This is a genomic window from Pseudoalteromonas sp. NZS71_1 (assembly GCF_015864305.1).
Classification (GTDB): Bacteria; Pseudomonadota; Gammaproteobacteria; order Enterobacterales; family Alteromonadaceae; genus Pseudoalteromonas; species Pseudoalteromonas arctica.
Genome location: NZ_JADYXM010000015.1, coordinates 1 through 14,922, shown reverse-complemented (window position 1 = coordinate 14,922; position 14,922 = coordinate 1). Strand labels below are relative to the sequence as shown.

The following is a 14,922-nucleotide window of genomic DNA, read 5'->3' as shown; positions in this document are numbered from 1 at the left end:
GTTTGTTAACAGATATGAGGGGGTCTTGTTCAAAAACGAGAAAAGGGCCAAAAGGCCCTTCGTGTCGCAGCAAGTAACACATTCTTTCTTATAAATTAAAGTCTACAGAATAAGCAACGTAAGCTTTAATATCTGAATCATCCATATCTGTATCAGATAAACCAAAAGTGAAACCATCTTTCGAAATTGATACACCGTAATCTAAGATATTATCATCGCCAATAAAGTCACCAGAGTAGTGGCCTAAGTGAAGTGCCATTTCAGTGCCGTTACTGCCAACAGCAAAACCGTAATCAGCTGTCAGGTAAAGTGAATCACCAAAGTCTGTACCATCACCACTTGCAGCTGATGTTGCAAGTACTGAAGCACCAAATGTAAAGCCTTCAACACTGATGCTACCGTAAATTTCAGAGAAATCTGCGTCTGCTTCAGAAGCTGCGTCTGGGTAAGCGTAATAAATATAGCCAACATCGTAGCTAACGCTTTCGTTAATGTCGCCACCAAAGCCTGCATATAAATCAAGCTCATAGGTCATTTCATCGGCCCACGATGCATTTGAAGCCCAAGTACCTGCATAAAAGCCCGATTCATTGGCGTAATCAATACCGCCTGAAATAGCTGCATCGCCCCCAGTTTGCTCTTGACCACGCCATAAGTAGTTTGATGTTGCCGCTGCGTTTGCTGTTACTTCAGCATGTACGGCTGTTGACGTTAAAGATGTTGCGCCCATTAATGCTATAGCACTTATAGCGATGGTTTTTTTTAGTTTTAGCATGTCCATTTCCCGTTATATGATTTTTGCTCGCCAAGGTTTTTATTATGTAATCGGAACCTTTAGGCTGACGGCTTTTTATTGTTTAACTAACGGGATAATTGCACTGTATGTGCCAGCTTCATTATTTTTTATTAAAAATTATTTTTTATTTATTAAAAACATGAGCTTGAATTTTATGAATAGGATGGGGATATAACATGAAGGAAGATGTTGCGCACATTGGTGGTGCATAAATTAACCTAGCCGCACCATAAAAGTACGGCTAAATTAGAAGATTTTAACCGAATATAGTGCGCATAAGGCTAATTGTTTCGTTTACGCTGCGACCTTTTTGTACTTCACTCACAATTGAATCACGTTTACTGCGAATGTGTTCAGGAATATCGTCAGCAGCAAGAGCACGGTCTACTAATATTTCTGCAGACTCTTTACCTCTACGCTGAGTTTTACCTGTTGTAGTTGTAGTACGTTTAGGCTTGGTTAGCAGTTTAATGTAGTTAGAGTTATCTGGTGTTTTAGCATCAGCGTAGTGAAAGAAACATGGAATTAATGCTTTAATAGCAACCAATTGTTCTTCTAACTCATTACTAGGTTTAGCCATTTTGTACCATGACATAGCTTGAATACCTTTTACGATATCTTGCCAGTAACGCTCAAAATCACTATTTTTAAGTTTAGAAACACCAAGGGCACCACATAATGCATCTAATCGATTATTTGTAATCGGAGTAAATAAATCAGGGCGACGCATTGCAAGCAGTCGTGTTGCAGGCGCAAGTGTTGGCTTTTCGTTGTTGTCGGTGAATATTTTTGAATAAGCAGCAACAAATTGTTGATATTCGTATTGAGTAATATCACCTTCAAGTGGAATATTCACTAGTGCATCGTCAAAAGCACCTGGTAAATCACCAAGCATTTGATGGAAGCTCTTTGCACTCTTTGTAGATGCAAACCATTCAACGTCAAAGTTGTATGTGCTTGGATCAAGTGATGCCATGTGCTTACCGCTAAACGCAAGTAAGTCTTCAGGAATCATATCTTTAAGAGACTGTTCACGAATGCTTTTGATGTAGTCTACCAAACGAAGCTGTTCATCAAGTGCAATAACGTCTTTGTGTTGTTCTACAAATACACTTACAACAGGCCACGGAGCAATACGTAAAGTTTTAACCTGTAAAAAGCTGATAGCTGAAATAAGCTGATCGTGTAGCTTCTTAAGTACTGGTAACTGCTGTGGCTCTAGCAAATCGTAGTTCATACGATCTCTGCTTGCACTTAGCAATTCGTAACACCAAGGTAAAAAATCATCAGGGTGGTTTTCTACTTTCACGGCCATAAGGTTAAGGCTTAACTCTGAAGATTGCTTCAGAATGTTCTGATAGATTTGATTTTCTTGTTCGCCTAGCGTCATTTTTGACGGTGAAATTAGCAGTTTTTTCATGCCTTGTAGAATCTCCGGTTTAGATATATATTTTTTTGCTGGTCTATTTTAGCGCAATTACGCTAATAACAACAGCGCTGTCCTCCATACGTTGTAATTGAAGTGACTAAATCGGTATTTTTGCTAATAAAATGAGACTAATGCTTTAACATGTATCAATCATTTTCATCCAGTACAAAGAGGCTTTCAACTGAGGTATTAAAATGCTTTGCTATTTTTAGAGCAATTATTACCGACGGCGTAAACCGGTTTGTTTCTACGGTACTTATTGTTTTGCGCGACACTTTAATAGCATCAGCAAGTTCTTGCTGTGAAAGCCCGGCCTCTTTTCGATACTTTGCTATGTTATTTTGCATATCCACTCCTAATCACGATTTTGCCAAAGCAATGAAGCGCCATATACCAAGAGCATGATACCTAGGTAGAATATTGCCATAGTTGCATGCGAAAATTCGGTAGGTATTTCATCGCTTATATAAAAAACACCCAGAAGGCAAAACCCAAATGCAAAACTTGTATGTTTATATGCATTAGTGTCAATGGTGTTTAGAAACTCATCTTTATAAGCGTATTGAAAATACATTTTTAACGGAAAACCCCCTTTAATGAGATAAATAATCACTATAACTATATAAAAAAAAACGCCCATTCCAACAGTTAAAAGCCCTCCAATATGTTGATCTTGTTTTATTAGTGAGTAAACACAGAGAAGTAAACAAACTATCCCTGCGCTTAAACTAATCCATATGTTTTGACCCATAAATTGTTCTTCAGTTTTAATATCCTGTTGCTTCATAGTATTCATCCTGTAATAGTATTTTATTTTTTGTAACCTCTGGGTATCAATGTAACCTTGGGGTATCACCGGGTCAATATTTATTTGTAACCTAAAGGTATCAAAATGTTTCAGGAAAGATTCACATATAACAGGTAAAATGGTTTTAGTGGCTTTTTTACATCAACTACAATGATTTTAAGGCTAACACTCGCTATGATAAGAACATTATTTGCACGTTTGAAAGGACGATCATGAAAACTTTACTTAAAATTGTAGGTGTAATACTTTTACTATGTATAGCACTAATTGTTGCCGCACCGTTTTTAATCCCTACTGATACTATTTTTAATAAAGTGTCTGAGCAGGTAGAACAAACAACTGGGCGCACTCTTACTATTAAAGGTGATAAAACACTTAGCGTATTCCCTGCATTAAAGTTAGAACTTAACGACGTGCATTTTGCAAATATGGAATCAGGTTCGCGCGCCGATATGGCGAGTATGAAACAGCTTGCTGTACATATACCTTGGTTTTCATTATTTGGTGGCGAGTTTAAATTAGATAAGTTTGTTATAAACGAACCAAATATCCTATTAGAAACTGACAAAAATGGTAAAGCTAATTGGCAGTTGTTTGATGCAGTTGCAGAGCAACCTAAAGAGCAAAGCCAATCAGGTGAAGCGATAAAGCTTCCAGATAACTTTGATATTGAGTTAGGTGAGGTTGCTATTTATGGCGGCACATTTACTTATCTAGATGGCCTAACAGGTGCTAAGCAACAAATTAGTGATTTAGAACTCGCTATTTTACTTCCATCACTTCGTAAAACATTAGAAGTAAAAGGGGGTATTACTTATATGCAGGAGCGTTTTGAGCTTGATATAAAATTAGATACTCCTGCTAAAGCAATTGAAGGTGCTACTTTTAATGTTAAACAAACCTTAGATTCTCGTTTAGTTGATCTAACGTTCGAAGGGAGCATCGCTGGGCAAGGACAAGATATTAAAGGTCAGTTATCACTAAGCGGTGAGTCTGTTAAAAGTATTGCAAAATGGCAAGGTGTAGAGTTAGACGCTAAAGACAATGCTTTTAACGCATTCAGTGTAAACGGTAAAATGCACCTAGCAGGTGAGAAATTTAATTTAGACGATTTAGTTGCGACGTTAGACGCATTGGAAATAAAAGGTAAGAGCGAGCTTAACCTAGGAAAGCGTTTAGCTGTAAATGCTGATATCGATTTAGGTATGCTTGATTTAAACCCGTACCTACCTGAAGCAGTAGCAAAACAAGAAGAGCCAGTAGAGCAAAATGATAAACCTGCAGAGCCAATAGTATGGGATGACACTAAAATTGATCTAAGTGCGTTAAATTCACTAGATGCGAATGTAGTTATTCGTTCAAGTGGATTAAAAGCTAACGATATTAAGTTGGGCGCAAATCAATTTACTGTTGCTTTAAAAAATAGCATTGCAAAACTAAGCCTAGATAGCTTTTCTGCTTATGAAGGGTCAGGTAAAGGCGTTATCAATGTAAACGCACAACAAGTACCTTATAAAATATCAACTAACTTTGACTTAGCTGGTATAGATGCACAGCCTCTATTAACTGATGCGGCAGGTTTTGACAAGCTAATGGGTAAGGGGTCTTTAAATTGGAACCTAAACACAACTGGCCAAAGTCAAAAGTCGTTTATTGGTGCGCTTAACGGAAAACTTGGATTTGAGTTTGCTGATGGAGCCGTAAAAGGTGCGAATATAGCTGAGATGGTTCGTAAAGGTAAGGAACTCATTTCAGGAAACTTTGGTGCTGCGTCTGAAGGGCTGGATACCGGGTTTGAAGAATCAGAGCAAACAGATTTCTCTGCACTAACAGGAAGTTTTAACTTTACTAATGGTGTTGGTAAAAATACTGATTTATCACTTATTAGCCCACTCGTTAGAATATCAGGTGAAGGCGATGTTGATTTACCACAAACAACAGTTAATTACCGTTTGGTTACAGGCATAGTTGGATCAATCGAAGGACAGGGGACCACTGATGACAGCACTGGTTTTAAAATACCACTACGTATAAAAGGGCCTTTCCACGATGTTGGTATAAAGCTTGATGTAGGCAATGCGCTTAAAGATGAAGCTAAGCAGAAGGTTGATGAGGCAAAAGAAAAAGCCAAAGACAAAGCAAAGGATAAGATTAAAGATAAATTAAAAGGTTTATTCGGTTAATCATCTATAGTTAAAACAAACAAGGCACTTATATAGTGCCTTGTTTGTTTTGTAACCATCTGTAAAATAGCTACATAGCCGTAATTACTCAACTTTAATAACCATACGCTCTAAATTAATTAAAAAATAACCTATCACTACCCCCTCAATGCTGGTACAATTGCCCGCCCTTAAGAGACAACTCGTTTGTTTTTTGATTGGGATTTAATCGAAATGTCTGATTTTTAAACGAATTTTAGACACGTTGTAATTACTACACCGGAGGTCATTAACATGATCCAAATGCAAACTCAGCTGGAAGTTGCTGATAACAGCGGCGCTCGCAAAGTGCAGTGTATAAAAGTCCTTGGTGGTTCACACCGTCGCTACGCAGCGATTGGCGACATCATTAAAGTTTCTGTAAAAGAAGCTATTCCTCGCGGTAAAGTGAAGAAAGGTGATGTTAAAAACGCGGTAGTTGTGCGTACCAGAAAAGGTGTTCGCCGTCCAGATGGTTCTTTGATCCGTTTTGACAGCAACGCAGCTGTTATCTTAAATGATAACTTGCAGCCAATTGGTACACGTATTTTCGGCCCTGTGACTCGCGAACTTCGTAATGATAAGTTCATGAAAATCGTTTCACTAGCCCCAGAAGTACTGTAAGGAGCCAATCATGGCAGCAAAAATACGTCGTGATGACGAAGTAATCGTACTAGCAGGTAAAGACAAAGGTAAGCGCGGAAAAGTGCTTTCAGTTGTTACTGAATCTGGTCGAATCTTTGTCGAAGGCATAAACTTGATCAAGAAACACCAAAAGCCGGTTCCACAATTGAACCAAGCTGGCGGCATTGTTGAGAAAGAAGCATCTATGGATGCATCAAACGTTGCGATCTTCAACTCGGAAACGAGTAAAGCTGATCGTGTAGGTTTCAAGATTGAAGATGGTAAGAAATTACGTATCTTTAAATCTACTGGTAAAACTATCTAATAGTTGGAGTAGAATGATGGCGAAACTGCATGAAGTATATAAAGACAAAGTAGTTGCGGAACTTCAAGAGAAGTTTGGTTTCAGCTCTGTCATGCAAGTCCCTCAGATCGAAAAGATCACATTGAATATGGGCGTGGGCGAAGCCCTAGCTGACAAGAAGATTTTAGATAACGCAGTAGCGGATCTAGCAGCAATCTCTGGTCAGAAACCTCTAATCACTAAAGCACGCAAATCTGTTGCTGGCTTCAAAGTGCGTGAAGGTTACCCGATTGGTTGTAAAGTAACCCTACGCGGCGAGCGTATGTGGGACTTTTTTGAGCGTTTGGTATCAATCGCTATCCCACGTATTCGTGACTTCCGTGGCGTAAGTGCTAAGTCTTTTGATGGACGTGGCAACTACAGCATGGGCGTACGTGAACAAATCATCTTCCCAGAAATCGATTACGATAAAGTAGACCGTGTACGCGGTATGGATATTACTATCACTACTTCTGCGAAATCTGATGAGGAAGGCCGTGCGTTGTTAGAAGCGTTTAACTTCCCATTTAAGAAATAAGGGTAGGGTTATGGCAAAGAATTCTATGAAAGCGCGCGAAGCAAAGCGCACAAAACTAGTTGCTCAGTTCGCTGAAAAGCGCGCGGCACTAAAAGCTATCATCAGTGATGTTAACACATCTGAAGATGATCGTTGGGACGCGGTACTTAAGCTACAAGCTTTACCTCGTGATTCTAGCCCTGCACGTCAACGTAATCGTTGTAACATTACGGGCCGCCCACATGGTTTCCTTCGCAAATTCGGCATGAGCCGTATTAAAGTTCGCGAAGCAGCTATGCGCGGTGAAATTCCTGGCCTTAAAAAGGCTAGCTGGTAATAGAATCATGGGAGTAAGACTATGAGCTTGCAAGATCCTATCGCGGATTTGTTTACACGAATTCGTAACGGTCAATCAGCGAAGAAAGTATCTGTAACGATGCCAACTTCAAAGCTGAAAGTAGCATTAGCTAAAGTACTAAAAGACGAAGGTTATATCGTAGATTTCGCCGTTAACGGTGAAACTAAACCTGAGCTTTCTATCGAGTTGAAGTACTTCGAAGGCAAAGCTGTAATTGAAAATATCCAGCGTGTAAGTCGCCCTGGTCTACGTATCTATAAGAAACGTGACCAATTACCTAAGGTAATGGGTGGTCTTGGTATCGCTATCGTATCAACTTCTAAAGGCCTAATGACAGACCGCACAGCACGTAGTGCTGGTGTTGGTGGTGAAATCATTGGTTTTGTAGCTTAATCGGAGGGGAACTATGTCTCGCATAGCAAAGGCACCAATTACTGTTCCTGCCGGTGTAGAAGTTACATTAAAAGGCCAGGAAATCACAGTTAAAGGCAAAAACGGTGAACTTACTCGTACTATCAACAACGCTGTTGAAGTACAAGTTAATGACAACGTTATTACTACTTTACCTCGTGATGGCGTAGCTAATGCATGGGCTCAAGCAGGTACTGCTCGCGCTCTAATCAACAACATGGTTGTTGGTACGCATGAAGGTTACGAGAAGAAACTTCAGTTAGTAGGCGTGGGTTACCGTGCTGCAGCTAAGGGTAAAACATTAGATTTAACTCTTGGCTTCTCACACCCAGTTAATTTCGCAGTTCCTGAAGGAATTACGATTGAAACTCCAAGCCAAACAGAAGTTCTAGTTAAGGGCGTAGATAAGCAGTTAGTTGGTCAAACAGCTGCTAACATTCGTGCATACCGTAAACCTGAGCCTTATAAAGGTAAGGGTGTTCGTTATTCAGATGAGAATGTACGCCGTAAAGAGGCTAAGAAGAAGTAAGGTAAGACGATGGATAAAAAAACAGCTCGTCTACGTCGTGCTAAACGCACTCGTAGAAATTATATTGAACAAGGCACAACGCGTCTTGTTATCCACCGCACGCCACGTCACATATACGCTCAAGTAGTAAATGCTGAGGGTAATGTACTGGCTGCTGCTTCTACTGTTGAAAAGGCTATTAGCGAAACAGTTAAAGGCACCGGTAACGTTGAAGCTGCGCAAGCAGTTGGCAAAGCGGTTGCTGAACGTGCGGCTGACAAAGGCATCGAAAAGATTGCTTTTGATCGCAGTGGCTTTAAATATCACGGCCGTGTGAAGGCGCTAGCTGATGCTGCGCGTGAAGCCGGTTTGCAATTCTAGGAGTAGACTATGGCTAACGTAGAAGCAAAGCAACAACAGCCTGATCTAGCTGAAAAGCTAATCGCGGTGAACCGTGTGTCTAAAGTAGTTAAAGGTGGTCGTATCTTTAGCTTTACTGCACTAACTGTAGTTGGTGATGGCGCAGGTAAAGTAGGTTTCGGTTATGGTAAAGCACGTGAAGTTCCAGCTGCTATTCAAAAAGCAATGGAAAAAGCACGTCGTAACATGATCAACGTAGACCTAAATGGCAACACATTACAGCATCCTGTTAAGGGACGTCATGCTGGCTCACTAGTGTTCATGAAACCAGCATCTGAAGGTACTGGTATCATTGCAGGTGGTGCTATGCGTGCAGTACTAGAAGTTACTGGTGTGCAGAACGTACTTTCTAAATGTTACGGTTCTACTAACCCGATCAACGTGGTACGTGCAACGATTTCGGCTCTTGAGAATATGAATTCTCCACAGTCAATCGCTGCTAAACGTGGCCTTCGCGTAGACGAAATACTGGGGTAACCATGGCAAATCAAACTGTAAAAGTAACACAAGTAAAAAGCTCTATCGGTCGTTTACCGAAACATAAAGCTACATTACGCGGTCTTGGTTTACGTCGTATCAACCACACTGTTGAGTTAGAAGACACAGCATGTGTACGTGGTATGATAAACAAGGTTTCTTACATGGTTAAGGTAGAGGGTTAATTCGATGCATTTGAATACACTTTCACCTGCTGCAGGTTCAAAAACTGCTCCAAAACGTGTTGGTCGTGGTATCGGTTCTGGTCTAGGTAAGACTGGCGGCCGTGGTCACAAAGGTCAAAAATCACGTTCTGGCGGCAAAGTACGCGTTGGTTTTGAAGGCGGTCAAATGCCTATGCAACGTCGTCTACCTAAATTTGGTTTTACTTCTCGCAAATCTTTAGTATCTGCAGAAATAAACCTTTTTGAAATCGCTAAAGTAGAAGGCGATGTGGTAGACCTAAGCGCGTTACAAGCAGCTGGTCTAGTTAAAAAGAACGTTCTTTTCGTTAAAGTTGTTAAATCTGGCGAAGTTTCACGCGCTGTTACCGTTAAAGGCCTTAAAGCCTCTAAAGGTGCTCGCGAAGCTATTGAAGCTGCCGGAGGCAAGGTAGAAGACTAAGGAAGTACTAATGGCTAAACCAGGTCAAGATACAAAAAGTGCACAAGGTGGACTTTCGGAATTGAAGCGCCGATTACTCTTCGTATTGGGTGCTATCATAATTTACCGTCTAGGTTCATTTGTGCCGATCCCTGGGATTGACGCCGCTGTACTTGCCGATTTCTTCGAGCAACAAAAGGGCACCATTGTTGAGATGTTCAACATGTTCAGTGGTGGTGCACTTGAGCGAGCTTCAGTGTTAGCACTGGGTATTATGCCGTATATCTCGGCTTCGATTATTACGCAACTATTAACGCATATGTATCCTCCGTTTATAGAGCTTAAGAAAGAAGGTGAGCAAGGGCGTAAAAAAATTAGCCAGTACACACGCTATGGCACGCTTGTGCTAGCTACTATTCAATCAATCGGTATTGCTTCTAGCTTACCGGGCATGATGGAGGGGTTAGTTGTTAACCCTGGTATGGGTTTCTATTTCACCGCAGTGGTGAGTTTAGTAACTGGTACTATGTTCCTTATGTGGTTGGGTGAACAAATAACAGAGCGTGGTATCGGTAACGGTATCTCTGTTCTAATATTTGTTGGTATTGTAGCTAACTTGCCGTCTGCTATTGGTTCGACAGTCGAAATGGCGCGCCAAGGTGATTTGAATGTTTTTGTACTGTTGATGGTTGCGGTAATCGTATTCGCTGTTACTTATCTTGTAGTGTTTTTCGAACGTGGACAACGTCGTATTGTTGTTAACTACGCTAAACGCCAACAAGGTCGTCAAGTATTTGCTGCTCAAAGCACGCATTTACCACTAAAAGTAAATATGGCGGGTGTTATTCCACCAATCTTCGCTAGCAGTATAATTCTGTTCCCTGGTACAATTGCTAGCTGGTTCGGCCAAGGTGAAGGTCCAGTCGCTGATGTATTACAAGCTGTTGCTACTACGCTGACCCCAGGTCAACCGTTGTACTCACTTGTTTTAGCTGCGGCTATTATCTTCTTCTGCTTTTTCTACACAGCGTTGGTTTTTAACCCACGTGAAACAGCAGATAACCTTAAGAAATCTGGCGCATTTATCCCAGGTATTCGTCCAGGTGAGCAGACATCTAAATACATTGATAAAGTGATGACACGCCTGACATTGGCAGGCGCTTTGTATATAACCTTTATCTGTCTGGTGCCTGAATTCATGACGATGGCGTGGCAAACGCCATTCTACTTCGGCGGTACATCAGTTTTGATTATCGTTGTAGTGATCATGGACTTTATGGCACAAGTACAGACTCACCTGATGTCTCATCAGTATGATTCTGTGCTGAAAAAAGCGAACCTTAAAGGCTACGGTCGATAAGGTCAGTTTACGGAGTTGAGCAATGAAAGTACGTGCTTCCGTTAAGAAAATATGCCGTAACTGTAAAGTTATTAAACGTGCTGGTGTAGTACGCGTAATTTGCAGTGAGCCTAAGCATAAGCAAAGGCAAGGTTAAGTAAACAGCGTGCAGGCTGAGTTTTCTCGGCCTGTGTTTTTAGTAGTAATTTGGTCTTCGTTTGAGTATCCTTACGGGCTTTTCAAACAGATGATTACCAAATTCGAATATAGGAGATGTGTTAGTGGCCCGTATTGCTGGCATTAACGTCCCTGATCATAAACATGCAGTTATTGGTTTAACAGCTATTTATGGCATAGGTAAGACTCGCTCTAAGGCTATCTTAGTAGCGACTGGTATCGCCGAAACCACAAAAATCGGTGAACTTTCAGACGAAATTCTTGACGTACTGCGTGATGCAGTTGGCAAGTACACTGTTGAAGGTGATCTTCGTCGTGAAGTTACTTTAAATATCAAGCGCCTTATGGACCTTGGTTGTTATCGTGGCCTACGTCACCGTCGCTCTTTACCACTACGTGGTCAAAGAACTAAGACTAACGCGCGCACCCGCAAGGGTCCTCGTAAGCCTATTAAGCGATAAGGGGATAGTATTATGGCTAAGACACCAATTCGTCGTAAAAAGGTTAAAAAACAAGTTGCTGATGGTATGGCTCATGTTCATGCGTCTTTCAACAACACTATTGTAACGATTACCGACCGTCAAGGTAATGCACTATCATGGGCTACTGCCGGTGGTTCAGGTTTCCGTGGTTCACGTAAATCTACACCATTTGCTGCTCAGGTTGCTGCAGAGCGTGCAGGTACTGCTGCTCAAGAATACGGTTTAAAAAATCTAGAAGTTTTCATCAAAGGTCCAGGTCCAGGTCGTGAATCTGCTGTACGTGCTTTGAATGCTGCTGGTTACCGTATTACCAACATTACTGACGTGACGCCTATACCACATAATGGTTGTCGTCCACCGAAGAAACGTCGCGTTTAACAATAGGTTAGGAGAAATAACATGGCAAGATATTTGGGCCCTAAGCTCAAGCTGAGTCGTCGTGAAGGTACTGACCTGTTCCTTAAGAGCGGCGTAAGAGCTATCGACTCTAAGTGTAAACTTGAGACTGCACCTGGTCAGCACGGCGCCCGTAAAGGTCGTTTATCTGATTACGGTTTACAATTACGTGAAAAGCAAAAAGTACGTCGTATATACGGTGTATTAGAAAAGCAATTCCGTAACTACTACAAAGAAGCTGCTCGCCTTAAAGGTAATACAGGTGAAAACTTGTTACAGCTTTTAGAGCAACGTTTAGACAATGTTGTATATCGCATGGGTTTTGCTAGCACACGTGCAGAAGCACGTCAGTTAGTAAGCCATAAAGCGATTTTAGTTAATGGTCGTGTTGTGAACATTCCTTCATACGTAATTACTCCAGAAGATACTGTTGTAATCCGTGAGAAGTCTAAGACACAAGCACGTATCATCGCTGCTCTAGAGTTGGCTGAGCAACGTGAAAAGCCGACTTGGGTTGAAGTTGACGGTAAGAAATTGGAAGGCAGCTTTAAGCGTCTACCTGAGCGTTCAGACCTGTCTGCGGACATTAATGAACAACTAATCGTCGAACTTTACTCTAAGTAAAGTTAAGAGTTAAGAGAGGATAAAATGCAGGGTTCTGTTACAGAATTTCTAAAACCAAGGTTAGTCGACATCGACGCTATCAACCCAACGCGTTCTAAAATAGTTTTAGAACCATTAGAGCGTGGCTTTGGCCATACTCTGGGTAATGCTTTACGCCGTATATTACTTTCATCTATGCCTGGATGTGCAGTAACTGAAGTTGAAATCGACGGTGTATTACATGAGTACAGCGCGAAAGAAGGCGTTCAAGAAGACATCATTGAAATACTATTAAACCTTAAAGGTTTAGCAGTAACGTTAGAAGGCAAAGATGAAGTTTTTCTGACCCTGACTAAATCTGGTGTAGGCCCTGTTACTGCGGCTGATATTCAGCACGATGGCGATGTAACAATTGCTAATCCAGATCACGTTATTTGTAATTTAACTACAAATAACAGCGAGATCAGCATGCGTATTCGTGTTGAACGTGGTCGTGGTTATGTGCCGGCATCTAGTCGTTTATCCTCTGATGACGATGAGCGTCCAATTGGTAGATTGTTGCTTGATGCATCATTTAGCCCAGTTGAACGTATTGCGTACTCGGTTGAATCAGCTCGAGTTGAGCAACGTACAGATTTAGACAAGTTAATCATTGATATGGAAACAAACGGCACTTTAGATCCAGAAGAAGCGATCCGCCGTGCGTCTACTATCTTAGCTGAGCAATTAGATGCATTCGTAGATTTACGTGATGTAACTGAGCCAGAAGAGAAAGAAGAGAAGCCAGAATTCGATCCTATTCTACTTCGTCCAGTTGATGACCTTGAATTAACAGTACGCTCAGCAAATTGTTTGAAAGCCGAGCAAATTCAATATATCGGTGATTTAGTTCAGCGCACTGAAGTTGAGCTTCTTAAAACACCTAATTTAGGTAAGAAGTCTCTAACTGAAATTAAAGACGTGCTAGCTTCACGTGGACTTTCTCTGGGCATGCGCCTAGAAAATTGGCCACCTGCAAGTTTAGCTGAATAATCTAAATCACTATATTAGTTTAGTTAGAAGGATAGGGTCATGCGCCATCGTAAGAGTGGTCGTCAATTAAACCGTAACAGTAGCCATCGTAAAGCGATGTTTAGCAATATGGCAGGTTCTTTGGTGAAACATGAAATCATCAAAACTACTTTGCCTAAAGCGAAAGAGTTACGTCGTGTAATTGAACCTTTAATCACACTGGCTAAGACTGACAGTGTAGCAAATCGCCGTTTAGCGTTTGCTCGCACGCGTGATAATGAAGTTGTTGGTAAATTATTCAGTGAAATCGGTCCACGTAACGCGGATCGTCCAGGTGGTTACACTCGTATTCTTAAGTGTGGCTTCCGTACTGGTGATAATGCACCAATGGCTTATATTGAACTAGTTGGTCGCCCAGCGACTAGCGAAGCAGTTCAAGAAGACGCACAGTCTGCAGAGTAAGTCTTAAAGAAACCTAAAAGCCGAGCCTATGCTCGGCTTTTTCTTGCCTAAAATTTGTCAAACTATATGAACCAGTAATTACCTTCTATTATGGGCAATGACTCATAGATTCTGAATTGATAAGTTGTTTTGACAGCTGCTTTAATAGCTCTACCTAATTACTCTTTATTTACCATTCATTCAAAATAGCCTATCAGATTCTAGTTAAAGATCATTTCCACTATATATTGTGATTTACAGCTATTAATAATGCCGCCGCGAATTGAGCTACAATTAGAGCAATCCCTAACGAAGTTTCTACTTATAGAGCTGATTAAAAGATATAACGTGCGTACTCTTATAAATATACCGGTACTAAGAACCTCAGAGTAAAGTTAACCATTACGGCCTAAGTAAACTTCCTCCTAAAATATGTAAAACTATTATTAAACATAGGCTGATCAATTTAATTCTCAGCTTTTGATTAATTTAAATGATTATAGGAATACGACTCTTGCTCTATTGGTTGTTTTTTCCGCATCGATGATCGAAATGTGTCTCTACCCGTTAGTAGTTGCCACAACTTTCATTTCAAATAGCTCTATGAACCTATTAATAATGGTAGTTTAGTTGTGTTTTTGAGCNGAACCTATTAATAATGGTAGTTTAGTTGTGTTTTTGAGCGTTTAGCTCAAATACTCAGCGAACAGCACATTATTTCAAGTTTTCTTCAAAAAAGGGTTGATCTGTTTTCGGATCTCCCTATAATGCGACCCCACTGAGACGGGAAACGCCAACGCATAGCGAGGCACGAACTACTCAGAGAGTTAAATAAAACTTCGGTTTTAAATTATCTAAAAAGAAAGTTTAAAACTAAGTGTTGACTCAAAAAATAAAGGGTGTATTATTCGCATCCCTTGAGACGCTAAAGCGACTCAAAACGTTCTTTAACAATATAAAGCAATCATCTGTGTGGGC

Annotated in this window: 22 protein-coding genes; 18 read left to right on the top strand and 4 right to left on the bottom strand. The window is 40.8% G+C overall.

The window, feature by feature from the left end:
- Positions 1 to 88 precede the first annotated feature (88 nt).
- The 4 genes from I6F43_RS16965 to I6F43_RS16950 all read right to left on the bottom strand — a co-directional run bounded on the left by I6F43_RS16965 (position 89) and on the right by I6F43_RS16950 (position 3,012).
- Positions 89 to 775, bottom strand: a complete 687-nt coding sequence (locus I6F43_RS16965) for a TorF family putative porin (RefSeq protein ID WP_024591363.1) — start codon at positions 773 to 775, stop codon at positions 89 to 91.
- Between the two features lie 277 nt (positions 776 to 1,052).
- On the bottom strand, positions 1,053 to 2,216 hold the full coding sequence (locus I6F43_RS16960; RefSeq protein WP_024591362.1) for a hypothetical protein: 1,164 nt from the start codon (positions 2,214 to 2,216) through the stop codon (positions 1,053 to 1,055).
- A gap of 155 nt (positions 2,217 to 2,371) precedes the next feature.
- Positions 2,372 to 2,572: a helix-turn-helix transcriptional regulator gene (locus I6F43_RS16955; protein ID WP_007584642.1), complete on the bottom strand. Its 201-nt coding sequence runs from the start codon at positions 2,570 to 2,572 to the stop codon at positions 2,372 to 2,374.
- Between the two features lie 8 nt (positions 2,573 to 2,580).
- On the bottom strand, positions 2,581 to 3,012 hold the full coding sequence (locus I6F43_RS16950) for a hypothetical protein (RefSeq protein ID WP_007584645.1): 432 nt from the start codon (positions 3,010 to 3,012) through the stop codon (positions 2,581 to 2,583).
- A 233-nt stretch (positions 3,013 to 3,245) separates the two neighbouring features.
- On the opposite strand from I6F43_RS16950, the gene I6F43_RS16945 reads away from it, so the two are divergent.
- From I6F43_RS16945 to rplQ, 18 genes are all read left to right on the top strand, one after another.
- Positions 3,246 to 5,216 carry an AsmA family protein gene (locus I6F43_RS16945; RefSeq protein ID WP_007584647.1) on the top strand — a complete coding sequence of 657 codons (1,971 nt, stop codon included), beginning with the start codon at positions 3,246 to 3,248 and terminating at the stop codon, positions 5,214 to 5,216.
- A 273-nt stretch (positions 5,217 to 5,489) separates the two neighbouring features.
- Entirely contained in the window at positions 5,490 to 5,858 is a 369-nt protein-coding gene (gene rplN, locus I6F43_RS16940) for a 50S ribosomal protein L14 (RefSeq protein WP_002959498.1), read from the top strand.
- Positions 5,859 to 5,868: 10 nt separating this feature from the next.
- Complete coding sequence (rplX, locus tag I6F43_RS16935) at positions 5,869 to 6,183, top strand: 50S ribosomal protein L24 (RefSeq protein ID WP_002959496.1); 315 nt, start codon at positions 5,869 to 5,871, stop codon at positions 6,181 to 6,183.
- Between the two features lie 16 nt (positions 6,184 to 6,199).
- Positions 6,200 to 6,739 (top strand): 50S ribosomal protein L5, encoded by a 540-nt coding sequence (rplE, locus tag I6F43_RS16930; protein ID WP_010554915.1) that lies wholly within the window; start codon positions 6,200 to 6,202, stop codon positions 6,737 to 6,739.
- 10 nt (positions 6,740 to 6,749) lie between these two features.
- Positions 6,750 to 7,055: a 30S ribosomal protein S14 gene (rpsN, locus tag I6F43_RS16925; RefSeq protein WP_010554914.1), complete on the top strand. Its 306-nt coding sequence runs from the start codon at positions 6,750 to 6,752 to the stop codon at positions 7,053 to 7,055.
- A 21-nt stretch (positions 7,056 to 7,076) separates the two neighbouring features.
- On the top strand, positions 7,077 to 7,469 hold the full coding sequence (rpsH, locus tag I6F43_RS16920) for a 30S ribosomal protein S8 (protein WP_007584660.1): 393 nt from the start codon (positions 7,077 to 7,079) through the stop codon (positions 7,467 to 7,469).
- Between the two features lie 13 nt (positions 7,470 to 7,482).
- Complete coding sequence (gene rplF, locus I6F43_RS16915; RefSeq protein ID WP_002959488.1) at positions 7,483 to 8,016, top strand: 50S ribosomal protein L6; 534 nt, start codon at positions 7,483 to 7,485, stop codon at positions 8,014 to 8,016.
- A gap of 9 nt (positions 8,017 to 8,025) precedes the next feature.
- Positions 8,026 to 8,376: a 50S ribosomal protein L18 gene (gene rplR / locus I6F43_RS16910; protein WP_002959486.1), complete on the top strand. Its 351-nt coding sequence runs from the start codon at positions 8,026 to 8,028 to the stop codon at positions 8,374 to 8,376.
- Positions 8,377 to 8,385: 9 nt separating this feature from the next.
- The gene (gene rpsE, locus I6F43_RS16905) at positions 8,386 to 8,892 is read left to right on the top strand and encodes a 30S ribosomal protein S5 (protein ID WP_002959485.1); all 507 of its coding nucleotides are present in this window, start codon (positions 8,386 to 8,388) and stop codon (positions 8,890 to 8,892) included.
- Positions 8,893 to 8,894: 2 nt separating this feature from the next.
- Positions 8,895 to 9,077, top strand: a complete 183-nt coding sequence (gene rpmD, locus I6F43_RS16900; protein ID WP_002959482.1) for a 50S ribosomal protein L30 — start codon at positions 8,895 to 8,897, stop codon at positions 9,075 to 9,077.
- Between the two features lie 4 nt (positions 9,078 to 9,081).
- A complete protein-coding gene (gene rplO / locus I6F43_RS16895) occupies positions 9,082 to 9,516 on the top strand; it encodes a 50S ribosomal protein L15 (protein ID WP_002959480.1) in 435 nt (144 codons plus the stop codon).
- A 10-nt stretch (positions 9,517 to 9,526) separates the two neighbouring features.
- The gene (gene secY, locus I6F43_RS16890) at positions 9,527 to 10,855 is read left to right on the top strand and encodes a preprotein translocase subunit SecY (RefSeq protein WP_007584663.1); all 1,329 of its coding nucleotides are present in this window, start codon (positions 9,527 to 9,529) and stop codon (positions 10,853 to 10,855) included.
- A gap of 22 nt (positions 10,856 to 10,877) precedes the next feature.
- Positions 10,878 to 10,991 carry a 50S ribosomal protein L36 gene (gene rpmJ, locus I6F43_RS16885; protein WP_002959476.1) on the top strand — a complete coding sequence of 38 codons (114 nt, stop codon included), beginning with the start codon at positions 10,878 to 10,880 and terminating at the stop codon, positions 10,989 to 10,991.
- A 124-nt stretch (positions 10,992 to 11,115) separates the two neighbouring features.
- Positions 11,116 to 11,472: a 30S ribosomal protein S13 gene (gene rpsM, locus I6F43_RS16880; protein ID WP_007584664.1), complete on the top strand. Its 357-nt coding sequence runs from the start codon at positions 11,116 to 11,118 to the stop codon at positions 11,470 to 11,472.
- Between the two features lie 12 nt (positions 11,473 to 11,484).
- Complete coding sequence (gene rpsK, locus I6F43_RS16875) at positions 11,485 to 11,871, top strand: 30S ribosomal protein S11 (RefSeq protein ID WP_002959471.1); 387 nt, start codon at positions 11,485 to 11,487, stop codon at positions 11,869 to 11,871.
- A 21-nt stretch (positions 11,872 to 11,892) separates the two neighbouring features.
- Positions 11,893 to 12,513, top strand: coding sequence for a 30S ribosomal protein S4 (gene rpsD / locus I6F43_RS16870; RefSeq protein ID WP_002959461.1), 621 nt, complete (start codon positions 11,893 to 11,895; stop codon positions 12,511 to 12,513).
- A gap of 24 nt (positions 12,514 to 12,537) precedes the next feature.
- Positions 12,538 to 13,524 carry a DNA-directed RNA polymerase subunit alpha gene (locus I6F43_RS16865; RefSeq protein WP_002959452.1) on the top strand — a complete coding sequence of 329 codons (987 nt, stop codon included), beginning with the start codon at positions 12,538 to 12,540 and terminating at the stop codon, positions 13,522 to 13,524.
- Between the two features lie 39 nt (positions 13,525 to 13,563).
- On the top strand, positions 13,564 to 13,965 hold the full coding sequence (gene rplQ, locus I6F43_RS16860; protein WP_002959450.1) for a 50S ribosomal protein L17: 402 nt from the start codon (positions 13,564 to 13,566) through the stop codon (positions 13,963 to 13,965).
- Positions 13,966 to 14,922: the final 957 nt, after the last annotated feature.

Bases quoted from the DNA above. Each gene is read 5' to 3' on its own strand.
- rpsK (WP_002959471.1), top strand. From the start codon at position 11,485: ATGGCTAAGACACCAATTCGTCGTAAAAAGGTTAAAAAACAAGTTGCT.
- rpmJ (WP_002959476.1), top strand. From the start codon at position 10,878: ATGAAAGTACGTGCTTCCGTTAAGAAAATATGCCGTAACTGTAAAGTT.
- rplF (WP_002959488.1), top strand. From the start codon at position 7,483: ATGTCTCGCATAGCAAAGGCACCAATTACTGTTCCTGCCGGTGTAGAA.
- I6F43_RS16955 (WP_007584642.1), bottom strand. From the start codon at position 2,572: ATGCAAAATAACATAGCAAAGTATCGAAAAGAGGCCGGGCTTTCACAG.
- rpsN (WP_010554914.1), top strand. From the start codon at position 6,750: ATGGCAAAGAATTCTATGAAAGCGCGCGAAGCAAAGCGCACAAAACTA.
- I6F43_RS16945 (WP_007584647.1), top strand. From the start codon at position 3,246: ATGAAAACTTTACTTAAAATTGTAGGTGTAATACTTTTACTATGTATA.
- I6F43_RS16965 (WP_024591363.1), bottom strand. From the start codon at position 775: ATGCTAAAACTAAAAAAAACCATCGCTATAAGTGCTATAGCATTAATG.
- rplR (WP_002959486.1), top strand. From the start codon at position 8,026: ATGGATAAAAAAACAGCTCGTCTACGTCGTGCTAAACGCACTCGTAGA.
- I6F43_RS16950 (WP_007584645.1), bottom strand. From the start codon at position 3,012: ATGAAGCAACAGGATATTAAAACTGAAGAACAATTTATGGGTCAAAAC.
- rplX (WP_002959496.1), top strand. From the start codon at position 5,869: ATGGCAGCAAAAATACGTCGTGATGACGAAGTAATCGTACTAGCAGGT.
- rplN (WP_002959498.1), top strand. From the start codon at position 5,490: ATGATCCAAATGCAAACTCAGCTGGAAGTTGCTGATAACAGCGGCGCT.
- I6F43_RS16865 (WP_002959452.1), top strand. From the start codon at position 12,538: ATGCAGGGTTCTGTTACAGAATTTCTAAAACCAAGGTTAGTCGACATC.
- rplE (WP_010554915.1), top strand. From the start codon at position 6,200: ATGGCGAAACTGCATGAAGTATATAAAGACAAAGTAGTTGCGGAACTT.
- rpmD (WP_002959482.1), top strand. From the start codon at position 8,895: ATGGCAAATCAAACTGTAAAAGTAACACAAGTAAAAAGCTCTATCGGT.
- I6F43_RS16960 (WP_024591362.1), bottom strand. From the start codon at position 2,216: ATGAAAAAACTGCTAATTTCACCGTCAAAAATGACGCTAGGCGAACAA.
- rplO (WP_002959480.1), top strand. From the start codon at position 9,082: ATGCATTTGAATACACTTTCACCTGCTGCAGGTTCAAAAACTGCTCCA.
- rpsH (WP_007584660.1), top strand. From the start codon at position 7,077: ATGAGCTTGCAAGATCCTATCGCGGATTTGTTTACACGAATTCGTAAC.
- rpsD (WP_002959461.1), top strand. From the start codon at position 11,893: ATGGCAAGATATTTGGGCCCTAAGCTCAAGCTGAGTCGTCGTGAAGGT.
- rplQ (WP_002959450.1), top strand. From the start codon at position 13,564: ATGCGCCATCGTAAGAGTGGTCGTCAATTAAACCGTAACAGTAGCCAT.
- rpsE (WP_002959485.1), top strand. From the start codon at position 8,386: ATGGCTAACGTAGAAGCAAAGCAACAACAGCCTGATCTAGCTGAAAAG.
- secY (WP_007584663.1), top strand. From the start codon at position 9,527: ATGGCTAAACCAGGTCAAGATACAAAAAGTGCACAAGGTGGACTTTCG.